Below are 21,024 nucleotides of genomic sequence, written 5' to 3'. Positions count from 1 at the left end.
TTGAGCGCAATCAAGGAGACCGGCGGCCATCTTTTTAAGCTAGGCCATGCCGATCCCTCATGCACGCCGCTACCGGAGACTTCCATGGCCCGTTCCCTGCCCCGCCCTTTCCCTGGCCTGCCCGCCGTTGCGCTGTGCTGTACTTTGCTGCTACCCCTGCTGACGGCTTGCCACGGCACGCAGAGCAGCGAAAGCCTGCTGGCCGACGCGCAGCAGTACCGCCAGAAAGGCGAAGCGCGGGCGGCCATTATCCAGTTGAAGAACCTGCTGCAAAAGGAGCCGGACAACGCGGCCGCGCGCTTGCTGCTGGGCAGCATCTATATCGACACGGGCGAAGCGCTGTCGGCAGAGAAAGAATTGCGCAAGGCAATGTCGCTGGGCCTCGCTTCGCAGCAAGTGATGCCGCTGCTGGGCAAGGCCTGGCTGATGCTGGGCCAGTTCGACAAGGTGCTGGCCGAGATCGCCGACGATGCGGCGCAGCCCGCCAGCGTGCTGGCCCTGCGCGGCGATGCCTTGCTGGCCCTGGGCCGCCGGGACGAGGCCCGTGCCCTGTACTCGCGCCTGCTCGAAGCCCATCCGGACCAAGTCGAAGCCTTGCTGGGCCTGGCCCGCCTGGCGGCGCTGGACCAGCAAGTGACGGCGGCCGAGCTGCTGCTGGCGCAAGCCCTGAAAAGCGCGCCCGTCAACCTCGACGCCTTGCGTCTGCAGGGCGACCTGCTGCGCCTGCAAGGCAAGAACGGCGCGGCGCGGCTCGCCTACATGCAGATTCTCAAGATAAAACCGGACAATACCCAGGCGCACATCGACCTGGCCAACCTCGATATCGTGGAAAACCGCTACGGGGAAGCGGCGGCCCAGCTGGCCACGGCGCGCAAGACGGCGCCCAACAGTCTGGGTTTGCTGCAAGCCCAGGCGCTGCTCGATTTCCGCCAGGGCAAGAACAAGACGGCCTTGCAAGCCTTGCAACTAGTGCTCAAGGCGGCGCCTGATCACATGCCGTCCATCCTGCTGGCCGGCGCCGTGCAACTGGCGCTCGGCTCGCCGCCGCAGGCGGAAAACTACCTGCGGCGCTTCCTCGCCGTGTATCCCAAACACTTGTATGCCGTCAAGATGATGGCGTCGATCGAATTGATGCGTGGCAAGACCGATGCGGCCATCGACTTGCTGCAACCGATGCTGGCCGCCTTCCCCGACGACGTGGAATTGCTGTCGCTGGCCGGCGAAGCCCACTTGCGCGCGCGCCAGTACGACAAGGCGACGGCGTATTTCGAACAGGCCAGCACCCTGGCGCCGGACACGGCCAGGCTGCACGCGGCGCTGGGCATCAGCCGCCTGGGCATGGGCGAGCACAGCCGCGCCATCAATGAACTGGAACGCGCCAGCATGCTCGACAAGAGCACGCCGCAAGCAGGCACCATGCTGGTGATGACCTTGCTACGCAACAAGCAGAACGACAAGGCCCTGGCCAGCGTCAAGATGATGGAGCAACAGCAGAAAGGCACGAATCCCTTGCTGCTGAACCTGAAAGGCGGCGTCTACCTGGCCTTGCGCGATTTACCGGCCGCGCGCGCCAGTTTCGAGCAAGCCCTGGGCATGGACCCTATCTATTTACCCGCGCTGAACAACCTGGCGCAGATCGACCTGGCCGAGAAAAAGCCGGAACAGGCCAGGCAGCACTTCGAGCGGGCGCTGGCAAAAGCGCCGAAGAATGCCGACCTGTGCGCGGCGCTGGCCAAGCTGGCCGCGTCGCAAGGCAAGACGGACGAGGCGCGGCGCTGGCTCGAGCGGGCCCACCGCGACAATCCCGACGCCGTCGCGCCGGCCCTGCTGCTGAGTAACTTTTACCTGAAGACGGGTGCACCCGACAAGGCGCTGGAACTGGCGCGCACCTTGCAAACGGGCCATCCGGGCGACGCCGATGCGCTGGCCCTGCGCGCCCAGGTGGAATACAGCGCCGGCCTGGCGCCAGCCGCGCTCGACAGCTACAACAAGCTGGCCAGCATACAGACCACGTCCGCGCCCCTGCAGATGCGCATCGCCAGCCTGCACCTGGCGCTGGGCGACCATCACAATGCGCTGCAAGCCGTCAAGCGGGCGCAGGCGCTTGACCCGGCCCTGCTCGAAGCGCGCGTGGTGGAAGTGGCGATGCTGCTGACCCTGAACCGGCAGCGCGAGGCGCTGGCCGTGGCGCGGCAAGTGCAGGAGCAGCAGCCGAAGCTGGCGGCCGGCTACAAGCTCGAGGGCGACGTGCTGATGGAGCAAAAGCTGCCGCAGCAAGCCGTCAAGCTGTACCAGCACGCCTTCGGCATCAGCCCCATCGGTCCCTTGCAGGTGCAGCTGTACCGCGCCTTGCAGGCGTCCGGGCAAGAACGCGAAGCCGAGGCGCGCATGGCCACCTGGCTGAAGGCGCATCCGGAAGACTTGCCGACCCGCACCTACCTGGCGGGCACCCGGCTGGCGGCAAAGCAATACCGCGCCGCCATCGAGCACTTCCAGTACGTCGTCGCCAAGGATGGGGCCAATGTGGTGGCCTTGAACGACCTGGCCTGGGCGTATCAGCAGGAAAAAGATCCGCGCGCGCAGGCCACGGCCGAGCAGGCGCTGAAGCTGGCACCCGACAATCCCGCCGTGCTCGACACCCTGGGCTGGATCGTGCTGGAGCAAGGCGACGTCAAGCGCGCCACGGCCCTGCTGCGCAAGGCGGCGGCGCTGGCGCCGAAGTCGCCCGAGGTGGCGTACCACCTGGGCGCGGCGCTGGCGAAATCGGGCGACAAGGGCGGCGCGCGCAAGCAGCTGGAACAATTGCTTGCCGCCAACAAGGACTTTCCGCAGCGGGCCGCAGCGCAAGCCCTGCTGACCCAGCTGTAGGCCATGGCTGTCCACGCGGCCATGCCCGGCGTGGTGGCGCGGCCGCTGGCCCTGCTGGCGGGCGCGGCCTGCGTGCTGGCCTTGCGCCACTATCCGCTGGGCCACGGCTGGCCCGGCCTGCTGTTTGCCATCCTGCTGCCCGCATATTTTCTGCTGCTGTGCTGGCGTCCCGCCAGCTGGCTGTTCTGCGTGCCCGCCCTGCTGCCCGTGCTGGACCTGGCGCCTTGGACGGGCTGGTTCTTCCTGGAAGAAATCGATCTGCTGCTGTTGCTGACGGTGGCCTGCGGCTACTGGCGCCTGGGCGGGCCGGCGCAAGGCGCAGCGGCGCGGCTGTCGCCCGCCGCCCGCGTCTGTTTGCTGCTGTGCAGCCTGGCCTGGCTGGTGGCGCTGCTGCGCGGCGTCCTGCCGCTGCCGCACCTCGATCTGAACGCCTGGGATAACTATCTGAGCCCCTACAACAGCTTGCGGCTGGGCAAGGCCTGGGCCTGGAGCATGCTGCTGCTGCCGCTGCTGCTGCGCGACGCGGATCCTCCCGCCTTGCGCCGCTACGCGCTGCCGGGCATGCTGGCCGGACTGGCCATGGTGTCGCTGTTCGCCCTGTGGGAACGGGCCGTGTTTCCCGGCCTGTCGAATTTGTCCAGCGACTACCGCATCACGGCGCCGTTTTCCGCCATGCACACGGGCGGCGCCGCGCTGGACGGCTACCTGGCGTTGAGCCTGCCGTTTGCGGGCCTGTGGCTGGCGCGCGCGCGCAGCCGCTGGCAGGCAGCGCTGGCATTGCTGCTGCTGGGCCTGGCCCTGCACGCGGCATTCACCACCTTTTCGCGGGGCTTGTACGCGGCCCTGGCCGCAGCCATGCTGCTGGCATTCTGGCACACCCTGCGGACGGCGCCCGGTGCGGCGCGGCACCCACCGGGCCAGCCGCCCGTGCGCAAAATCTTGCTGATGCTGCTGCTGGCCAGTCTGGGCACGGTCCTGCTCGTGTACATGTTCAGCCTGGCCGGCTACCGGGGCTTGCTGGCCGCCGTCGTCCTGCTTGCGGCCAGTTTCGTGCTGGCGGCGCGGCCCTTGCCGTGGCGTCTGGCGCCGGCCAGCCTGTTGTGCGCGCTATGTCTGCAGGGCTTGCTGGCCGCCTGGTGGCCGGAAGGGACAGGCCAGCAAACGGCCGGCTGGCTGAAAGGCCCGTATTTCCTGTTTTTGCTGGCGGCCGCGCTGCTGGCGGGCGCATTGTGGCCCAGCGGCACTGGCGGCAAAGGGCCGGCCAGGCTGGGCCTGGCAATGATGGCGTGGACCATGCTGGCATGCAACCTCGCCTGGATAGGCTGGCACTGGGCCGGACCGCCGGCCCTGCTGCCCGCCGGCCTCGTCGTGGGGCTGGCCACGCTGATGTTGTGCAATGGCCGCTTGCGTCCGCCGTTGTGGCGGCTGGACCGGGCCAGCCTGAGCATCGCGGGCGCAGCCGGCATCCTGCTGCTGCTGGCCATACCCGTCTCGGCCAGCTATTACGCCACAGAACGTTTCGCCACCACCGCCTTCGACATGCAAGGCCGCTTGCGCCACTGGCGGCAAGTGCTGGCCATGCAGCCATCGGACTGGGGCGACCGCCTGTTCGGCATGGGGCTCGGCAGTTTCCCCGCCACATATTACTGGCACAATCCGCAGCGCGAGGTGCCGGCCAGCATCGTGTATGCCGAGGAAGGCGGCAACCCGGACAATCCCGGCAACAGGTATGTGCGCCTGGCCAGTCCCGGCTACAGCGCCGGCTATGGCGAACTGCTGCGGCTGCTGCAACGCCTTCCCGTGCAGCCTGCCACGCCTTACACCCTGGCGCTCGACGTGCGCCGGACCGGCCCCATGCCCGTGCTGCTGGTGCGCCTGTGCCAGCGGCAATTGCTGTATGCACAAGGCTGCGTGAACGTTCCGTTGCGCCTGCACCCTGCAACGGCCGGCACGCAGGCCAGCGCTTGGCAGCATTATGACGTGCCGTTCGACAGTGCCTGGCTGGGCGCGGGGGCCTGGCTGCTGCGTCCGCCCGTGCAACTGGAACTGGCGGCCAGCGGCACGGCCACCTCGTCCGTGCTCGAAGTCGACAATCTGAGCTTGCGCGCACAGGGGGGCGAGGAGCTGATCGCCAATGGACGCTTTACTCAGGCCAACAATTACTGGTTTTTCAGCAGCGACCACCACCACTTGCCGTGGCATATCAAAAGCATGGCCTTGCACTTGCTGGTCGAAACGGGCTGGTGCGGCGCCCTGTCCATGCTGGCCCTGCTGGCTGCGGCCAGCCAGCGCCTGCTGCGCCGCGCCGCGCGGGGCGATCCAGGCGCGCTGGCCTGCGCCGCTGCCTTGCTGGGTTTTCTCGTCGTCGGCCTGTTCGACAGCCTGCTCGACGTGCCGCGCATCGCCCTGCTGTGTTACCTGATGCTGCTGTGCGCGCTGCTGCAGCCCGTGTCATCTCCTCCCGTTGAAAGTACACCGCCATGAAAGCCTTGCTCTCCGCCTTGCTGTCCTGCCTTTTTCTGCTCCTGGTTGCGGCGCCCTGCCGCGCCGATGCGCCGCTGGCGCACACCATCGCGCGCGTCAAGCCGTCCATCGTCGGCGTGGGCAGCCTGCAAAAGACGCGCACGCCGCCGATGAACTTCATCGGCACAGGCTTCGTGACGGGCGACGGCTTGAGCGTGCTGACCTGCGCCCATGTGATCCAGAAACTGCTCGACGCCAATCCCAACGAAGTCATCGGCATACTCACGGGCCAGGGCGAGGCGGCGCAGTTTCGCCCCGCCAAGGTCCAGGCGCTGGACACGGAACACGACCTGGCCTTGCTGCGCCTGGCGGGCGCGCCTCTGCCCGCCCTGGCGCTGGGCGACGCGGCCACGGTGCGCGAAGGCCAGGCCATGGCGTTTACAGGATTTCCCCTGGGTACCTTGTTGGGACTGCACCACGTCACGCACCGCGCTACCGTGTCATCGCTCACGCCCGTGGTCATGCCCAGCGAAAATGCGCAGCGCCTCGACGTGCGCCGCCTGGCGCAGTTGCAAAAGGCGCCGTACACGGTGTTCCAGCTGGACGCGACGGCGTACCCGGGCAGCAGCGGCAGCCCCCTGTTTGATCCCGAGACCGGTCTCGTCTACGGTATCGTCAACATGGTGTACGTCAAGGGCCTCAAGGAGACGGCCATCAGCGCGCCCAGCGGCATCACTTACGCGATTCCAGGCAGCCACATGCAGGCGATCTTGCTGAAAAACAAATGACTTCTCAGTTGCGCCCCTGCCTCAGCCGGTCGGTAATGCCAGGCTCATCCCATGTCGGGAAAAAAAAGGGGTAAAACGACCGTTCACCCCCATGCTGTTCCATCAGGCCACCGTACTTGCGGATCTGGGCCCCCATGTAATCGAGGTCCAGCCGTAGCAGCACGGCCGGCGCCCCCACGCGCGTGCACTCGCGCTCGCCGCCGAAGTCCTGGAAACCCAGCATGCGCTTGTAAAACACCACGTGGCGCGGGTTGACTTCGATCACGTAATCCGTAAAGCCGTGAATATTATGGGCATAGATATAAGAGATATGAATCAGCGCCGCAAACACGCGCTTGCTCACACCCTTGTCGATGGCCAGGCGCGACGGTTCGCACAGGCGGCGGCCCTGCTCGCGCAGGACGTCGAGCTTGTCGCGGAAGTTTTCATCCGCAGGCAAGCCCGTCTCGTCATTGTCGAGGCACAGGGTCATGGTGCCGACGGTGCTGCCGGCCGTTTCCGCAAACAGCGTGATTTTATTCAGCGCATGCGCGGTGCCGGGATCGACGGCATAGCCGCGCCAGCCGTACATCTTGCGGATCAGCAAACTGGCCGCCTCGCGCCGGCCACGCGAATTGGCCATGCGGATATGAAAGCGCTGCAGGTCGAGCTCGTGCTCCATGGCCGGGTCGATCTGCCCCTCGCCCACCACCAGGTCACTCAGGGTGCCTGGGGTGTCGAAGGAAATAATGGGTTCATCTTGAAAGCTCATCTTGTCCTCACGTTCATCGGCTGCCGTTGAGACGGACTGAAGCCAATGCCTTGTGACAAGACAAAAACTGGAGAAGTTCCCAGCTTTAGTTAAAAAAACAGAAGAATTTCACCTTTAGATAGCAAAATTACACGCTGAAATTTGCCGAAAAGTACAAAATGACAAATATAAGTGCTGTTTTGATATTGCCGAGGCCGCTGTTAAAAAAAGCTTTCCGGTATCAGCAGCACATCGCCCGGCCGCATCATGACATTCGCGGAAATATCGCCTTCCTTCAGCAAATCATCGAGGCGGACCCGCAGCTGCTGCTGGTTGCCTTCGCGCATGCGGATGATGCTGGCCTTGTTGCCGGCCGCGAAATCGGTGATGCCGCCCACGGCGATGAGCACGTCCATCAGCGACATGCCCAGCCGGTACGGCAGCGCCTGCGGCTTGGCCGCCTCGCCAATCACCCGGATCTGCTCGCCATACGGTCCCGAGAAATTGGTGACGATGACCGTCACCACGGGCTGCTGGATGAATTTGCTCAAGGCTTGCTCGATGTCGCGCGCCAGCTGGGTCGACGTCTTGCCGCTGGCGGGTAAATCCTCGACCAGCGGCGTGGTGATCTTGCCGTCCGGGCGGACAGCCACCGTCAGCGACACTTCCGGGTTGCGCCAGACGATGATGTTGACGGAGTCGCCCGGCCCGATCAGGTAATCGTGCATGGGCGCACTGTCGTCGGACGGTGCCAGCGGATGGGACGTGCGGCAGGCGCCCAGCAGGCTGGCCGCGCTGGCCAGGCCCAGCGCGTTACGGACAAATGCACGGCGAAACGGATTCATGCGGAGCCTCTTCGAGTCGATGGCGCATCCATGGCCGGCCCCGCAGAACCAGCCTGGGCCGCGAACTTCCTATGATTATTAAAACTCGGCAAGAGAACCTTGAGGCGTATCAAGAAGCAATCATCTTGGGAAATCTTGCTCCACAGCCGCCCTATACTTTGCTTACCCAACAGGCAAGTATTTCTTGCAAGATGCCGCTGTTGTCCGCGCCGCCAGCCCATCTCCCGTGCAGCACCGCACCGTCACCTGAAGGAAGCGACATGGAAGACTTGATACAGCAACTGCTGTCCAGCCTGAAAGGCATCTGGAAGTACCGCTGGCACGCGGTCGTGGTGGCGTGGCTGGTGGCCATCGCCGGCTTCATCCGGGTGATCTCCCTGCCCGACGACTTCCAGACATCGGCGCGCGTGTTTGTCGATACGCAAACCATCCTCAAGCCGCTGATGGCCGGCATGACCAGCGTGCCGAACACGGAACAGCAGGTGGCGATCATGAGCCGCACCCTGCTCAGCCGCCCGAACGTCGAGCGCGTCATGCGCATGGTCGACCTCGACCTGGGTTCGAAGACCGTGCGCGAGCACGAGGCCCAACTGGACGAGCTGATGAGCCGCATCAAGATCACCGGCACCAACGCCTACGACATCTACACCATCAGCTACAGCGGGCGCGACCCCAAGCTCGTGCGCGACGTCGTGCAAAGCCTGCTGACCATCTTTGTCGAAGGCAGTTTCCAGGGCAAGAAAGGCGATTCGCAAAAGGCGGTGCAATTCATCGACGAGCAGATCAAGAATTACGAGGACAAGCTGAGCGCGGCGGAAAACCTGGTGAAGGAATTCAAGATCCGCAACAACCTGCTGCTGCCGCGCCAGGGCATCGACTATGGCAGCCAGCTGCTGATGTCGTCCGATAGCCTGAACAATGCCAAGCTGGAACTGGTCGAGGCGGAACAGGCACGCAAGGCCATCCTGAGCCAGATCGAGGGCGACGAGCCCGTGCTCGACCTGGAACCGAACGCGGCGGCCATCACGAATCCCGAACTCGACGAGCGCATCGCGTCGATCAACAAGAACCTCGACAGCCTGCGCATGCAATTTACGGAATTGCATCCCGACATCATCGCTTCGAAACGCCTGGTGGCCCAGCTGGAAGAACGCAAGATCGAGGAAAGCAAGCTGAAAACGGCGGCCGGTGATCCGGGCAAGAACTACAGCCCCATGCTGCAGCAACTGAAAGTGGCGCTGACGGACGCGGACGCCAAGGTGGCCGCCATCCGCGCCCGCGTGCAGGAATACAACGCGCGCAACGAGCGCCTGCTGGCGCAGAGCAATGCCGTGCCCGAGGTGGAATCGCAGCTGGCGCAGCTCAACCGCGACTACATCATCAACAAGGAAAACTATGAAAAGCTGATTGGCCGGCGCGAAGCGGCCAAGCTGTCGGGCGAACTCAGTTCCACCACGGACATGATGGCCTTCAAGATCATCGACCCGCCCACGGTGCAATATGCGCCCGTCGGCCCGAACCGCCCGTTGCTGTTTTCCGCGGCGCTGGGCGCGGCCCTGATTGCCGGCATCGCCACGGCCCTCCTGATCAGCCAGGTGCGCCCCACCTTCCTCAGTCCTTCCGAGCTGCGCGACGCCACGGGCTTGAACGTGCTGGGCACGGTATCGATGAACTGGACGCCGCTGCAGCAAGTGCGCCGCCGCCGCGCCCGCTATGGCTTTGGCGCCTGCCTGGGCAGCCTGTTCGTGCTGTACGGCGGGGTCATGACGGCCGCGCTGCTGAAATTCTAGATCCCAAGGAGCGACGATGACCAGCAAGGACAGCGGCAAGCAGGAACCCACCACCCTCGGCGTGGCCGAGGCCGGCATGCCCTATACGGTGAACGGTACGCAGGGCGCGGACGCGGCCCGGTCGCCCCGTTACCGCCCCCTGAACCTGGACCGGCTGGCCGAGCAAGGCATGCTCACGCACGACGGCGGGCGCAGCGCGGTGGCCGAGGATTTTCGCATCATCAAGCGCCCGCTGCTGCGCCAGGCGCGCGCCAGCGGCGCCGAGGCCATTCGCCACGGCAACCTGATCGTCGTCACCAGCGCCATGCCGGGCGAAGGCAAGACGTACTGCGCCATCAACCTGGCCATGAGCATCGCCATGGAAATGGATATCACGGTGCTGCTGGTCGACGCGGACGTGGCGCGCCCGTCCGTGCTGAAAGTGCTGGGCCTGCCGCCCGAGCCGGGGCTGATGGATATCCTGCTCGACCCGCAACTGGCCATGGCGGACGTGATCCTGAAAACCAATGTGGCCAACCTGAGCATCCTGCCAGCCGGGCGCAGCAACAAGCACGCGACGGAATTGCTGGCCAGCCGGGCCATGAGCCGCTTGCTGGCGGAAATTGCCAGCCGCTATGGCGACCGCATCGTCGTCTTCGATTCGCCGCCCCTCCTGATCACCAGCGAAGCGCACGCGCTGGTCGGGCAGATGGGACAAGTCGTCATGGTGGTCGAGGCGGAAACGACGACGCAGCACGCCGTCAAGGAGGCGCTGCGGCAGATCGAGTCGTGCGAACACATACATTTGATCTACAACAAGACCAAATCGTTCCCCGGCAACGACTACTACGGCTATGGCCATTACGATTAGCCGCCGGGTTTCGCTAACGCCGCCGCTGTCGCCGCTGCTGCCGTTGCTGCCGTTGCTATCTCTGCTGCTGCCCCTGCCCGTCGGCGCCGTCGACTGGCTGGTGCAGCCGTCGCTGCGCCTGCGCGAAAGCTATACGGACAATGCCTTGCGCGCGCCACCCGGCAAGGCGCAATCGGACTTCATCACGGAAATCGCGCCCGCCATCGCCCTCATCGGCACGGGCCCCCGCCTGCGCATGCACCTCGATTACAGCTGGCACAAATACCTGTCCGGCCAGCGCGCTGATACCGAGCACCACGAACTGGGCGCCTCGGCCGACGCCGAGCTGGTCAAGGACTGGTTCTTCATCGATGCGGACGCCAGCGTGAGCCGGCGCAACATCTCGCCGTTCGGCCCGCAATTGATCGACGACCTGCCCGATACGGACAACGCCAGCACCGTGCGCACCACCGGCATCAGCCCCTATTTGCGGCACCGTTTCCGCGGCCTGGCCACGACCGAGCTGCGCTACACGCGCAACACGGTCGACAGCGGCGGCGCACTGCTGTCCGTACACAGCGATGAAATGGAATTGCTGCTCAGCGGCGAGCCGCGCGGCAAGGGCTGGACCTGGAACGCCAGCCACGACGTGCGCCGCACGCAGGACAGCAAGCTGGCGCCCATGCGCATGCAGCGCAGCAGCGTGGGCCTGCGCTATCCGTTCAGCAGCAAATGGGCGGCCACGGCCAGCGGCGGCACGGAAAAGGAAGGCTATGTATCGGCCAGCGGCAAGGCGCCGGCCGGCCGCTTCTGGTCGCTGGGCGGCGTGTGGACGCCGTCACCGCGCACCAGCGTGGCCTTCAGCACGGGCAGGCGTTTTTTTGGCAACACCTACAGCCTGGACGCCACGTTCCTGCAGCGCCATACCAACTGGCAACTCAATTACAGCGAAAACATCACCACCCTGCCGACGCAATTTTCGCGCCTGGGCGACCGCGACGCGGGCCAGTTGCTCGATCAATTGTGGCGCGGCATCTTTCCCAATGCGCGCGACCGGCGCCTGCGCATCGATGCCTTCCTGCGCTACGCCAACAGCCTGGGGCCGGAACGGGGCGCCATCAATTACTTCAGCCACCGCTATTTCCTGCAAAAGCAGCTGAAGCTGACGATGGCGCGCGCCACGGCGAAAAGCACGATGATCGCCGGCATCACGGCCGTCGACCGCACGGCGCAAACGGCCAGCGGCATCGACAGCGGCTTGCTGCCCGGCGTGGAATTTGGCAGCGAAGACCGCACGCGCCAGATGAGCGGCAACCTGGGCTGGAGCTGGAAAGCCAGTTCGCGCACCAGCCTGAACGCCAATGCCGGCTACGCCAGCGTGCGCTCGCTGAGCGTGCCCCGGCACGACAACAACATCACCGTGACGGCCGGCTACACGCGCATCCTGCAGCAGAACATGACGGCCAGCATCGACGTGCGGCACACGCGGCACGCCAGCAACCGCGGCGGCGATTACCGCGAAAACGGCGTCAGCGCCACGCTCACCATGCAATTCTAAGGAGGCCGCAATGTCCGACCCTACTCTTGCGCGCGCCGTGCCGGCGCACCTGCTGTGCGTGGTGGCCGCGCGCCCCAACCTGATGAAGATGGCGCCCATCCTGGCCGCTCTGGCCCGCCACGCACCTTTCGTGCGGGTGACCTTGCTGCATACGGGCCAGCACTACGACACGGCCATGAATGGCCAGCTGTTTGCGGACCTGGACCTGCGCCCGCCCGACATCTGCCTCGATGTCGGCTCCGGCAACCACGCGCAGCAGACGGCCGAGATCATGCGCCGCTTCGACGCCGTGCTCGACGCGCAGCCGCCGCTGGCGCCCGATGCCGTGCTGGTGGTGGGCGACGTCAATTCCACCCTCGCATGCGCGCTGGTGGCGGCCAAGCGTGACATTCCCGTGATCCACGTCGAGGCGGGCCTGCGCAGCGGCGACCGGCACATGCCCGAGGAAATCAACCGCGTACTGACGGACCAGTTGTCGAGCCTGCTGCTGACCAGCGAGGAAGGCGCGCGCGCCAACCTGCTGCGCGAAGGCATCGCGCCCGAACGCATTCACTTCACGGGCAACGTCATGATCGACAGCCTGCGGCAGCAACTGCCGCGCGCGATAACGCCCGCCGCCACCCTGCGCGCCCAAGGCCACGCCTGCCCGCCCGCGTATGGACTGTTGACCTTGCACCGGCCGTCGAACGTGGATGACCCGGCGCAGCTGGAAGCGCTGCTGGGGGCGCTGGGAGAATTGTCGCAGCAACTGCCGCTGCTGTTTCCCATCCACCCGCGCACCCTGGCAGGCCTGCGTCTGGCGGGCCTGGAACCGCTGCTGGCGCGGCATGCCATCGTCCGCCTGCCGCCGCTGGGCTACCTGGAAATGCTGGGCCTGATGCAAAAGGCGCGCCTGGTGCTGACGGATTCGGGCGGCGTGCAGGAAGAAAGCACGGCCTTGGGCGTACCTTGCCTGACCTTGCGCGACAATACGGAGCGGCCCGTCACCCTCAGCGACGGCACGAACACGCTGGCCGGCACGCAGCCGGCCGCCATCCTGGCGCTGGCGCGGGGCATCCTCGACACGGGCGGCAAGCGCGGCCGCCTTCCGCCCCTGTGGGATGGCCACGCGGCCACGCGCATCGCCGCCGTCATCGCACCCTGGCTGGCGGCGCGCCGGGGGCCGCCATGACGCCGCCGGTGATACTGCGCAACGCGCTCACCATCGACGTGGAAGATTACTTCCAGGTGTCCGCCTTCGCGCCGCATATCGCGCGCGCCGACTGGCCCCGCCTGGAATGCCGGGTCGAGGCAAATATCGAGCGCATCCTGCTGCTGCTGGAAACGCGCCGCATCCACGCCACCTTTTTTACCCTGGGCTGGATCGCCGAGCGCTATCCCGCCATGCTGCGCCGCGTGGCGGCCGCCGGGCACGAAGTGGCCAGTCACGGCTATGCGCACCTGCGCGCCTGCGACCAGTCGGCCGCGCAGTTCGCCGACGATGTGCGCCACAGCAAGACCATCCTGGAACAATTGACGGGGCTGGCCGTGCACGGCTACCGGGCGCCCAGCTTTTCCATCGGCGCGGCCAACCTGTGGGCTTTCGACGTGCTGCAGGAAGCGGGCTACCGCTACAGTTCCAGCATCTATCCGATCCGCCACGACCACTACGGCATGCCCGATTCCCCCCGCTTCGCCTGGCGGCCACGGGGGGCGCACGGCATGCTGGAATTGCCCGTCAGCACAGTACGCTTGCGCGGGCGCAACCTGCCGGCCGGCGGCGGCGGTTATTTCAGGTTGATGCCGTATGCACTGTCGCGCTGGCTTTTGCGACGCATCAATTCGCGCGACGGGCAAGCTGGCATATTCTATTTTCATCCTTGGGAACTCGACCCCGGCCAGCCGCGCCCGACGGGCCTGAGTGCCAGGACGCGCTTTCGCCACTATGTGAACCTGGGGCGCATGGAAGCGCGGCTGGGGCGCCTGACTCGCGATTTCTCCTGGGACCGCATGGACCGTATTTTTCTGGAAAGCACATGATGCACGAGGCCAGCCTTGCTCCCGACCCGCTACAGTCCCGCGCCGCCATCGCCGTGCGGTCGCTGCAGGGGCACGAGCATGCGCGCTGGGACGCCTTTGTCGACACCTGCCCGGAAGCGACCTTCTTTCACCGCGCCGGCTGGCAAACCATCATGGAGCAAGGTTTCAAGCACGACAGCTATTTCTTGTACGCGGAACAGGACGGGCGCATCGCCGGCGTGCTGCCGCTGGCCCATCTGCGCAGCCGTTTGTTCGGCTCCGCCCTCGTCTCGCTGCCGTTTTGCGTGTACGGCGGCATCGCCGGCGGCAGCGCAGCCGTGCAACTGGCCCTTGACGGCGCGGCACTGGCGCTGGCGCGGCGCCTCGGCGTGGGGCACCTGGAATACCGCTGGCGCGAAGTGCCAGAAAGTGCAGACCCTTCCTGGCTGCACAAACCCCTGTACGCGACCTTCCGCCGCTCCTTGCTGCCCGATGCCGAGCAGAACCTGCTGGCCATTCCTCGCAAGCAGCGCGCCGTCGTGCGCAAGGCCATCACGGGCGGCCTGCACAGCGCCATCGACTATGACCTCAACCGTTTCTACCCGATCTACGCGGCCAGCGTGCACCGGCTGGGCACGCCCGTCTTCGCGCGCCGCCATTTTGCCCTGCTGCGTTCGGTGTTTGGCGACGCCTGCCAAATCCTCACCGTCTACCACGGCCAGCAGGCGCAAGCGAGCGTGCTGCTGTTCTTTTTCCGCGATGAAGTGCTGCCATATTACGGCGGCGGCAGCGTGCTGGCGCGCAGCACGGGCGCCAACGACTTCATGTACTGGGAAGCGATGCGCCGCGCTTGCGCGCGCGGCTACCGCCTGTTCGATTTCGGCCGCAGCAAGCTGGGTACGGGGGCATACGACTTCAAGAAGAACTGGGGCTTCACGCCGCAGCCGCTGCCCTACGCCTACCAGCTCGTGCGCGCCAAGGCCTTGCCGGAAGTCAACCCACTGAATCCGAAATATGCGCTGTTCATCCGCGCCTGGCGCCGCCTGCCGCTGCCGCTGGCCAACCTGCTGGGGCCGCACATCGTGCGGCAGCTGGGCTAAGCGACGGGACCCACCATGCGCGAACTGCTATTCCTTGCCCACCGCCTGCCGTATCCGCCCAACAAGGGCGACAAGATACGCTCGTGGCATATGCTGCAATACCTGAGCCGGCATTTCCGCGTGCACCTGGGCTGCTTCATCGACGATGACGACGACTGGCAGCACGCGAAAACCGTGGCCGCCCTGTGCGCCAGCACGCGCTTCATCGGCTTGCGGCGCGGCCCGGCCCGCTGGCGCGCCATGCAGGCGCTGCTGTCGCGCCAGGCCATGAGCGTGCAGTACTACCGCGATGATGGCCTGCTGCAATGGGTCGACGGCTTGCTGTCCTGCGGCAAGGTGCGCCACGCGCTGGCCTTTTCCGGCCCCATGGCGCAATACATCGACGGTAGCGCGGGCCGCGCCCTGCACCGCGTGATCGATTTCGTCGACGTCGATTCCGACAAATGGCGCCAGTACGGCGACAGCAAGCCCTGGCCCATGTCGCAGCTGTACCGGCACGAAGCGTACATGCTGCTGCAGTACGAGCGCCATATCGCCCAGCAATTCACGGCTGCCAGCTTCGTCTCGCCGGCCGAAGCGGCCCTGTTCCGCCAATGCGCCCCGATGGCGCGGCGCAAGACGGGATACTTCAACAACGGCGTCGACACGGCGTATTTCACGCCCCTGCCGGACCAGCCCCCCTTCTATCCGCCCGGCGTGCAGGCGCTGGTGTTTACGGGCGCCATGGATTACTGGCCGAACATCGACGCCGTGCAATGGTTCGTGCGCCACGTCTGGCCCGCCTTGCGGCGCCAGTTTCCCCAGTTACAGTTTTATATCGTCGGCAGCGCGCCCGTGCCCGCCGTGACGGCGCTCGCCAAGATGGCTGGCGTGGTGGTGACGGGCAAGGTGCCCGACATCCGGCCCTACCTGGCCGGTGCGGCGCTGGTCGTGGCGCCCCTGCGCATCGCCCGCGGCGTGCAAAACAAGGTACTGGAAGCGATGGCGATGGGCAAGGTCGTGCTGGCCACGCCGCAGGCGCTCGAAGGCATCGCCGCCCAGCCGGGCCTGGAACTGCTGCTGGCGCGCGACGACGTCGAATTCATCCACCATGCCGCGCGCGTGCTGCGCCATGCCCAGGGCGGCGCAGCCGAAGGGAACGGCGCGGCCATGGGCACCGCGGCGCGCCAGCTGGTCTTGCAGGATTACAACTGGGAACGCAATCTGCGGGGCCTGGGCGCCATGCTGGGCCTGCCTGCCGAGACGGATGCCGATACCGACGCGGCTGCCAGCGGCGCCAGCGCGCCTTTGCTGCCCGTGCGGGAGCCATCCACATGAGCGTGCAGCTCGATCCGGTGGCCCGCTTGCCGGACGCGGCCGTCTGGCGGCACGGGCACGCCCAGGGCCAGCAGCAAGCCCTGCTGCTCCTGCTGCTGGCCCTGGCTGCCATCGTGCTGCTGTACCACGCCACCTTCTGGTCGATGCTGGAACTGTGGTCCCGCTCGCAAACCTTCGCGCACGGTTTCTTGATCGTGCCCATCAGTTGCTGGCTGGCCTGGCGCCAGCGCACCCGCCTGGCCGCGCTGGCGCCCCAGCCGTCGCGCCCGGGCTTGCTGCTGCTGGGCTTACTGGGCCTGGCCTGGCTGCTGGCCGACGCCGCCAACGTGCCCGTGGTGGAACAATATGCGGCCACGGCCATGCTGCCCGCCTGCGTGCTGGCCATCCTCGGCCCACCGGCCGTGCGCCTGCTGGCCTTTCCGCTCGCCTATCTGTTTCTCGCCGTGCCGTTTGGCGAAGTGTTCCTGGAACCGCTGATCGACTTCACGGCCGCCTTCACCGTCACCGCGCTGCAATGGACGGGCGTGCCCGTGTTTCGCGATGGCAGCAATTTTTCTCTGCCCACCGGCAACTGGTCGGTGGTGGAAGCGTGCAGCGGCTTGCGCTACCTGATCGCCGCGCTGGCCCTGGGCGCCCTGTTTGCCCATGTCAACTTCCACAGCGCGCGGCGGCGCCTGGCCGTCATGGCCGCCGCCCTGCTCGTGCCCATCCTCGCCAATGGCGTGCGCGCCTACCTGATCGTGATGCTGGGCCACCTGAGCGACATGCGCCTGGCCGTGGGCATCGACCACCTGATCTATGGCTGGCTGTTCTTCGGCCTGGTGGCGTTGCTGCTGTTCTGGCTGGCCGCGCGCTGGCGCGAACTGCCGCCGGCGCGCGCCGTGCCGCCGGCTCGGCCCGCACACCTGAGCGCTGGCGCGGCCAGTCCGCGCGCCGTCGTGCGCGCCAGCGTCGCCTGCCTGCTGCTGGCGGCCGTGTGGCCGGTATTGGCGCTGGCCAGCCACCGCGATGATGCTCCCAAGCTGCCCGCCGTTGTGCTGACACTGCCCGATCCACCCGCCTGGCATCGCCTGCCCGACGTTCCTCCTGCCTGGCAGGCGCCGTATGCGGGCACGCCCGCGCGGTTTGCCGCCATGTATGCGCGCCAGGACGGCGACGGCGCGCCCGTGGGGCTGCAACTGCACTGGTATGCGCGCCAGGCGCGCGATGCCGAACTGCTGACGCACCAGGCCTCGCCTTACGGCGCGCACTGGATGCCCCTGGTGCAGGGCGAGCGGCACGTCAACCTGTCCGACGGCCAGATAGGGGTGCGCGAAAGTGTGCTGGCCCACGGCGGCGAACGCCTGCTGCTGTGGCGCGTCTACCGCCAGGGCGGCGTCGTCACGGCCAGGCCCGTGCTGGTAAAACTGCTGCTGGCGCAAGCCAAGCTGCTGGGCAGGCGCCAGGATGGCGCCGACATCCTCGTCTTTGCCGCCTACGACGAGCTGGCGCCGCCGCCGCGCGCGCAGCTGCAAGCCTTTATGCGGGCGGCGCTGCCCGTCATCGAACAACGCTTGCAGGAGTTGCCGCATGGCCCTTGACCTCGATACCGGTGGCACGGAGGCCGCCAGCACGGCCCCGCTGATCGTGCACGTGATCCACCAGCTCGACGTGGGCGGGCTGGAAAACGGCCTGGTCAACCTGATCAACCATTTGCCTCCGGAACGCTACCGCCACGCCATCGTCTGCATGAAGAACGCCACCGCGTTTCGCCTGCGCCTGACCACCCCGGGTGTCGACATCATCAGCCTGGACAAGCGCGAAGGCAAGGACTGGCGCCACTATCTGCACCTGTACCGCGTGCTGAAACGCTTGCAGCCGGCACTCGTGCACACGCGCAACCTGGGCTGCCTTGAAGCGCAGCTGCTGGCCTGCCTGGCCGGCGTGCGCCTGCGCGTGCATGGCGAACACGGGCGCGACATGAGCGACTTGCACGGCACCCGCCGCAAATACCGGCTGCTGCGCAAATGCATGCTGCCGCTGGTGCAGCACTTCATCGCCGTCAGCGCCGACCTGGGGCTATGGCTGGTGGACGCCATCGGCGCGGCGCCCACGCAGGTGTCGCACATCGGCAACGGCGTCGACAGCGTGCAGTTTCACCCGCGCCTGGGGCCGCCGGCCGCCGTGGGCCCGCCCGGTTTCCTGTGCAACGGCGCCTTCGTCATCGGCAGCGTGGGCCGCATGGCGACCGTCAAGGATCACGCCTCGCTGGTGCAGGCCTTTTTGCTGTTGCTGGCGCAGCCGGGCGCCCACGCGCGCCTGCGCCTGCTCATCGTCGGCGACGGGCCGTGCCGCCAGGCTTGCCTGGACCTGCTGCAGCAAGCCGGCGTGGCGCACCTTGCCTGGCTGCCCGGCGCACGCGACGACGTGGCGCAACTGCTGCGCGCGATGGACCTGTTCGTGCTGCCCTCGCTGGCCGAAGGCAGCTCGAACACCATCCTCGAAGCCATGGCGACGGGTCTGCCCATCGTTGCCACGCAGGTGGGCGGCAACGCGGAACTGGTGCAGTCGGGCTGGAGCGGCACGCTGGTGCCGCCCGGCTCGCCCGAGATGCTGGCCGACGCCATGCTCGACTACTACAGCATGCCCGAACTGGGCCCGCGCCACGGCGCGCGCGGGCGGCGCCAGGTGCTGGCCGAACACAGCCTGCCCGCCATGGCCGGCGCCTACCTGGCCGTGTACGACCGCCTGACGGGCGCGCGCCAGCCGTCTCCCCTGTCCACCACTCCCTGAAAGGCCTCCCATGTGCGGCATCAGCGGCATCTTTGATTTGCAGGGCCAGCGCGACATCGACGTGCTGCTGCTGGCGCGCATGAACCATAGCCTGCATCACCGTGGGCCGGACGAAGGCGGCTTGCACCGCGAGCCTGGCCTCGGTCTGGCGCACCGGCGCCTGTCCGTGATCGACCTGGCCAGCGGCCAGCAGCCGCTGTTCAACGCCGACCGCAGCATCGCCATCGTCTTCAATGGCGAAATCTATAACTATCGCAGCCTGATGGCGGAGCTGCGCCAGTTCGGCCATCAATTCCGCACCAGCAGCGACACGGAAGTCATCGTCCACGCCTGGGAACAGTGGGGCGAGCAATGCGTGCAGCGCCTGCGCGGCATGTTCGCCTTCGCCCTGTGGGACCGCCGCCGCCACCTGCTGTTCCTGGCGCGCGACCGCCTGGGCGTCAAACCCCTGTATTACGGCGAGGCGCAGGACGGCACCCTGCTGTTCGGCTCCGAACTCAAAGCCCTGCTCGCCCATCCGGCCATGCCGCGCGCGCTCGACCCGCTGGCCGTGGAAGAGTATTTCGCCTACGGCTACGTGCCCGAGCCGCGCAGCATCTTCCAGCACGCGCGCAAGCTGCCGCCCGGGCATACCCTGTCGATCCGCGCCGGCCAGCCGCTGCCCGCGCCGCAAGCGTACTGGGACATCCCGTTCACACCGAATCCGCCCGCCAGCGAGGCGCAGGCGGCCGATGAATTGCTGGCGCGCCTGCGCGAAGCCGTGCGCATCCGCATGGTGGCCGAAGTGCCGCTCGGAGCATTTCTGTCCGGCGGGGTCGATTCGAGCGCCGTCGTGGCGCTGATGGCCGGGGCCAGCGCCACGCCCGTCAACACGTGTTCGATTTCGTTCGGCGACCCGGCCTACAACGAAGCGCGCTACGCCGACCTGGTGGCGCGCCGTTACGGCACGGCGCACCACGCGCGCCAGGTCGAGCAGGACGACTTCGAGCTGATCGACCTGCTGGCCAATCTGTACGACGAACCGTTCGCCGACAGTTCCGCCATGCCCACGTACAGAGTCTGCCAACTGGCGCGCCAGCGGGTCACGGTGGCCCTGTCGGGCGATGGCGGCGATGAAAGCCTGGCCGGCTACCGGCGCTACCGCCTGCACACGCGCGAAGAAAAGGTCCGCAAGGCGATGGATCCGCTGTTTCCGGCCGGCTTGCGCCAGTCGCTATTCGGCACCCTGGGGCGGCTGTACCCGAAGGCCGACTGGGCGCCCCGCTTCCTGCGCGCCAAGACCACCTTCGAGGGTCTGGCGCGCGACACGACGGACGCGTATTTTCACGGCGTCAGCCTGCTGGGCGACGCCATGCGCGCGCGCCTGTTCAGCCCCGAGCTGCGGCGCAGCCTGCAGGGCTACCGCGCCGTCGAGGTGCTGCGCCGCCATGCGCTGGCCAGTCCCGCGCAAGATCCCCTGTCGCAAGTGCAGTACCTGGACCTGAAAACCTATCTGCCCGGCGACATCCTGACGAAAGTCGACCGGGCCAGCATGGCGCACGCGCTGGAAGTGCGCTCGCCCCTGCTCGACCATGAACTGGTGGCGTGGATGTCGGGCCTGCCGCCGCACTTCAAGCTGCGGCGCGGTGTAGGCAAGTATTTGCTGAAAAAAGCCCTGCGCCCGCTGCTGCCCGATACCCTGCTGTACCGCCAGAAGATGGGCTTTTCGGTGCCGCTGACCGACTGGCTGCGCGGCCCGCTGCGCCAGCGCCTGCATCAGCGGCTGCTCGGTCCCACGCTGGCGCAGTGCGGCCTGTTCGACATGGATTACGTGCGCCTGCTGCTCGATCAGCATGCGAGCGGGCGGCGCGACTACAGCGCGCCCCTGTGGTCGCTGCTGATGTTCGAGGCGTTCCTGCGGCAGGTGCTGCCCGTCGATGGCCGCCAGGCGCCGATGCCCGCGCCAGCCATGGCAATGGAGTGAAGC

15 protein-coding genes are annotated in these 21,024 nt (G+C 66.8%); 13 read left to right on the top strand and 2 right to left on the bottom strand.

What is annotated here, in order from left to right:
* Positions 1–84: 84 nt before the first annotated feature.
* The 3 genes from prsT to KO539_RS10705 are packed head-to-tail and all read left to right on the top strand — an operon-like array spanning position 85 to position 6,119.
* Entirely contained in the window at positions 85–2,868 is a 2,784-nt protein-coding gene (gene prsT / locus KO539_RS10715; protein ID WP_219309119.1) for an XrtA/PEP-CTERM system TPR-repeat protein PrsT, read from the top strand.
* Positions 2,869–2,871: 3 nt separating this feature from the next.
* The gene (locus KO539_RS10710; RefSeq protein WP_219309118.1) at positions 2,872–5,352 is read left to right on the top strand and encodes a hypothetical protein; all 2,481 of its coding nucleotides are present in this window, start codon (positions 2,872–2,874) and stop codon (positions 5,350–5,352) included.
* Entirely contained in the window at positions 5,349–6,119 is a 771-nt protein-coding gene (locus KO539_RS10705; protein WP_035818781.1) for a serine protease, read from the top strand. Before KO539_RS10710 ends, KO539_RS10705 begins: the two co-directional genes overlap by 4 nt.
* Before the next feature lie 4 nt (positions 6,120–6,123).
* Here the strand turns inward: KO539_RS10705 and KO539_RS10700 are convergent, their stop codons facing one another.
* Together KO539_RS10700 and KO539_RS10695 are read right to left on the bottom strand one after the other, a co-directional pair.
* Complete coding sequence (locus tag KO539_RS10700) at positions 6,124–6,870, bottom strand: long-chain N-acyl amino acid synthase (protein ID WP_219309117.1); 747 nt, start codon at positions 6,868–6,870, stop codon at positions 6,124–6,126.
* Between the two features lie 200 nt (positions 6,871–7,070).
* Positions 7,071–7,694, bottom strand: a complete 624-nt coding sequence (locus tag KO539_RS10695) for an XrtA/PEP-CTERM system exopolysaccharide export protein (protein ID WP_035818776.1) — start codon at positions 7,692–7,694, stop codon at positions 7,071–7,073.
* Positions 7,695–7,954: 260 nt separating this feature from the next.
* Here KO539_RS10695 and KO539_RS10690 point away from each other — a divergent pair, with 260 nt between their 5' ends.
* Genes KO539_RS10690 through KO539_RS10645 form a run of 10 tightly spaced genes read left to right on the top strand, consistent with a single transcriptional unit; the run spans position 7,955 to position 21,021 of the window.
* Positions 7,955–9,484 carry an XrtA system polysaccharide chain length determinant gene (locus KO539_RS10690; RefSeq protein WP_219309116.1) on the top strand — a complete coding sequence of 510 codons (1,530 nt, stop codon included), beginning with the start codon at positions 7,955–7,957 and terminating at the stop codon, positions 9,482–9,484.
* 16 nt (positions 9,485–9,500) lie between these two features.
* A complete protein-coding gene (locus KO539_RS10685) occupies positions 9,501–10,334 on the top strand; it encodes an XrtA-associated tyrosine autokinase (protein ID WP_219309115.1) in 834 nt (277 codons plus the stop codon).
* The gene (locus KO539_RS10680; RefSeq protein ID WP_219309114.1) at positions 10,318–11,871 is read left to right on the top strand and encodes a TIGR03016 family PEP-CTERM system-associated outer membrane protein; all 1,554 of its coding nucleotides are present in this window, start codon (positions 10,318–10,320) and stop codon (positions 11,869–11,871) included. The genes KO539_RS10685 and KO539_RS10680 overlap by 17 nt, the downstream gene beginning before the upstream one ends.
* A 10-nt stretch (positions 11,872–11,881) precedes the next feature.
* On the top strand, positions 11,882–13,042 hold the full coding sequence (wecB, locus tag KO539_RS10675; protein WP_219309113.1) for a non-hydrolyzing UDP-N-acetylglucosamine 2-epimerase: 1,161 nt from the start codon (positions 11,882–11,884) through the stop codon (positions 13,040–13,042).
* Positions 13,039–13,890: an XrtA system polysaccharide deacetylase gene (locus KO539_RS10670; protein WP_219309112.1), complete on the top strand. Its 852-nt coding sequence runs from the start codon at positions 13,039–13,041 to the stop codon at positions 13,888–13,890. Before wecB ends, KO539_RS10670 begins: the two co-directional genes overlap by 4 nt.
* A complete protein-coding gene (locus KO539_RS10665; RefSeq protein ID WP_374106397.1) occupies positions 13,890–14,969 on the top strand; it encodes a FemAB family XrtA/PEP-CTERM system-associated protein in 1,080 nt (359 codons plus the stop codon). Before KO539_RS10670 ends, KO539_RS10665 begins: the two co-directional genes overlap by 1 nt.
* Positions 14,970–14,984: 15 nt before the next feature.
* A complete protein-coding gene (locus KO539_RS10660) occupies positions 14,985–16,286 on the top strand; it encodes a TIGR03087 family PEP-CTERM/XrtA system glycosyltransferase (protein ID WP_219309108.1) in 1,302 nt (433 codons plus the stop codon).
* Positions 16,283–17,866 carry an exosortase A gene (xrtA, locus tag KO539_RS10655; RefSeq protein ID WP_219309106.1) on the top strand — a complete coding sequence of 528 codons (1,584 nt, stop codon included), beginning with the start codon at positions 16,283–16,285 and terminating at the stop codon, positions 17,864–17,866. The genes KO539_RS10660 and xrtA overlap by 4 nt, the downstream gene beginning before the upstream one ends.
* A complete protein-coding gene (locus KO539_RS10650) occupies positions 17,856–19,058 on the top strand; it encodes a TIGR03088 family PEP-CTERM/XrtA system glycosyltransferase (protein ID WP_219309104.1) in 1,203 nt (400 codons plus the stop codon). The genes xrtA and KO539_RS10650 overlap by 11 nt, the downstream gene beginning before the upstream one ends.
* 10 nt (positions 19,059–19,068) lie before the next feature.
* Positions 19,069–21,021 (top strand): XrtA/PEP-CTERM system amidotransferase, encoded by a 1,953-nt coding sequence (locus tag KO539_RS10645; protein ID WP_219309102.1) that lies wholly within the window; start codon positions 19,069–19,071, stop codon positions 21,019–21,021.
* The last annotated feature ends 3 nt before the right edge of the window (positions 21,022–21,024 follow it).

This window comes from Janthinobacterium sp. NKUCC06_STL (assembly GCF_019345455.1).
Lineage (GTDB): Bacteria > Pseudomonadota > Gammaproteobacteria > Burkholderiales > Burkholderiaceae_D > Janthinobacterium > Janthinobacterium rivuli.
This window is presented reverse-complemented; position numbering and strand designations above follow the sequence as displayed.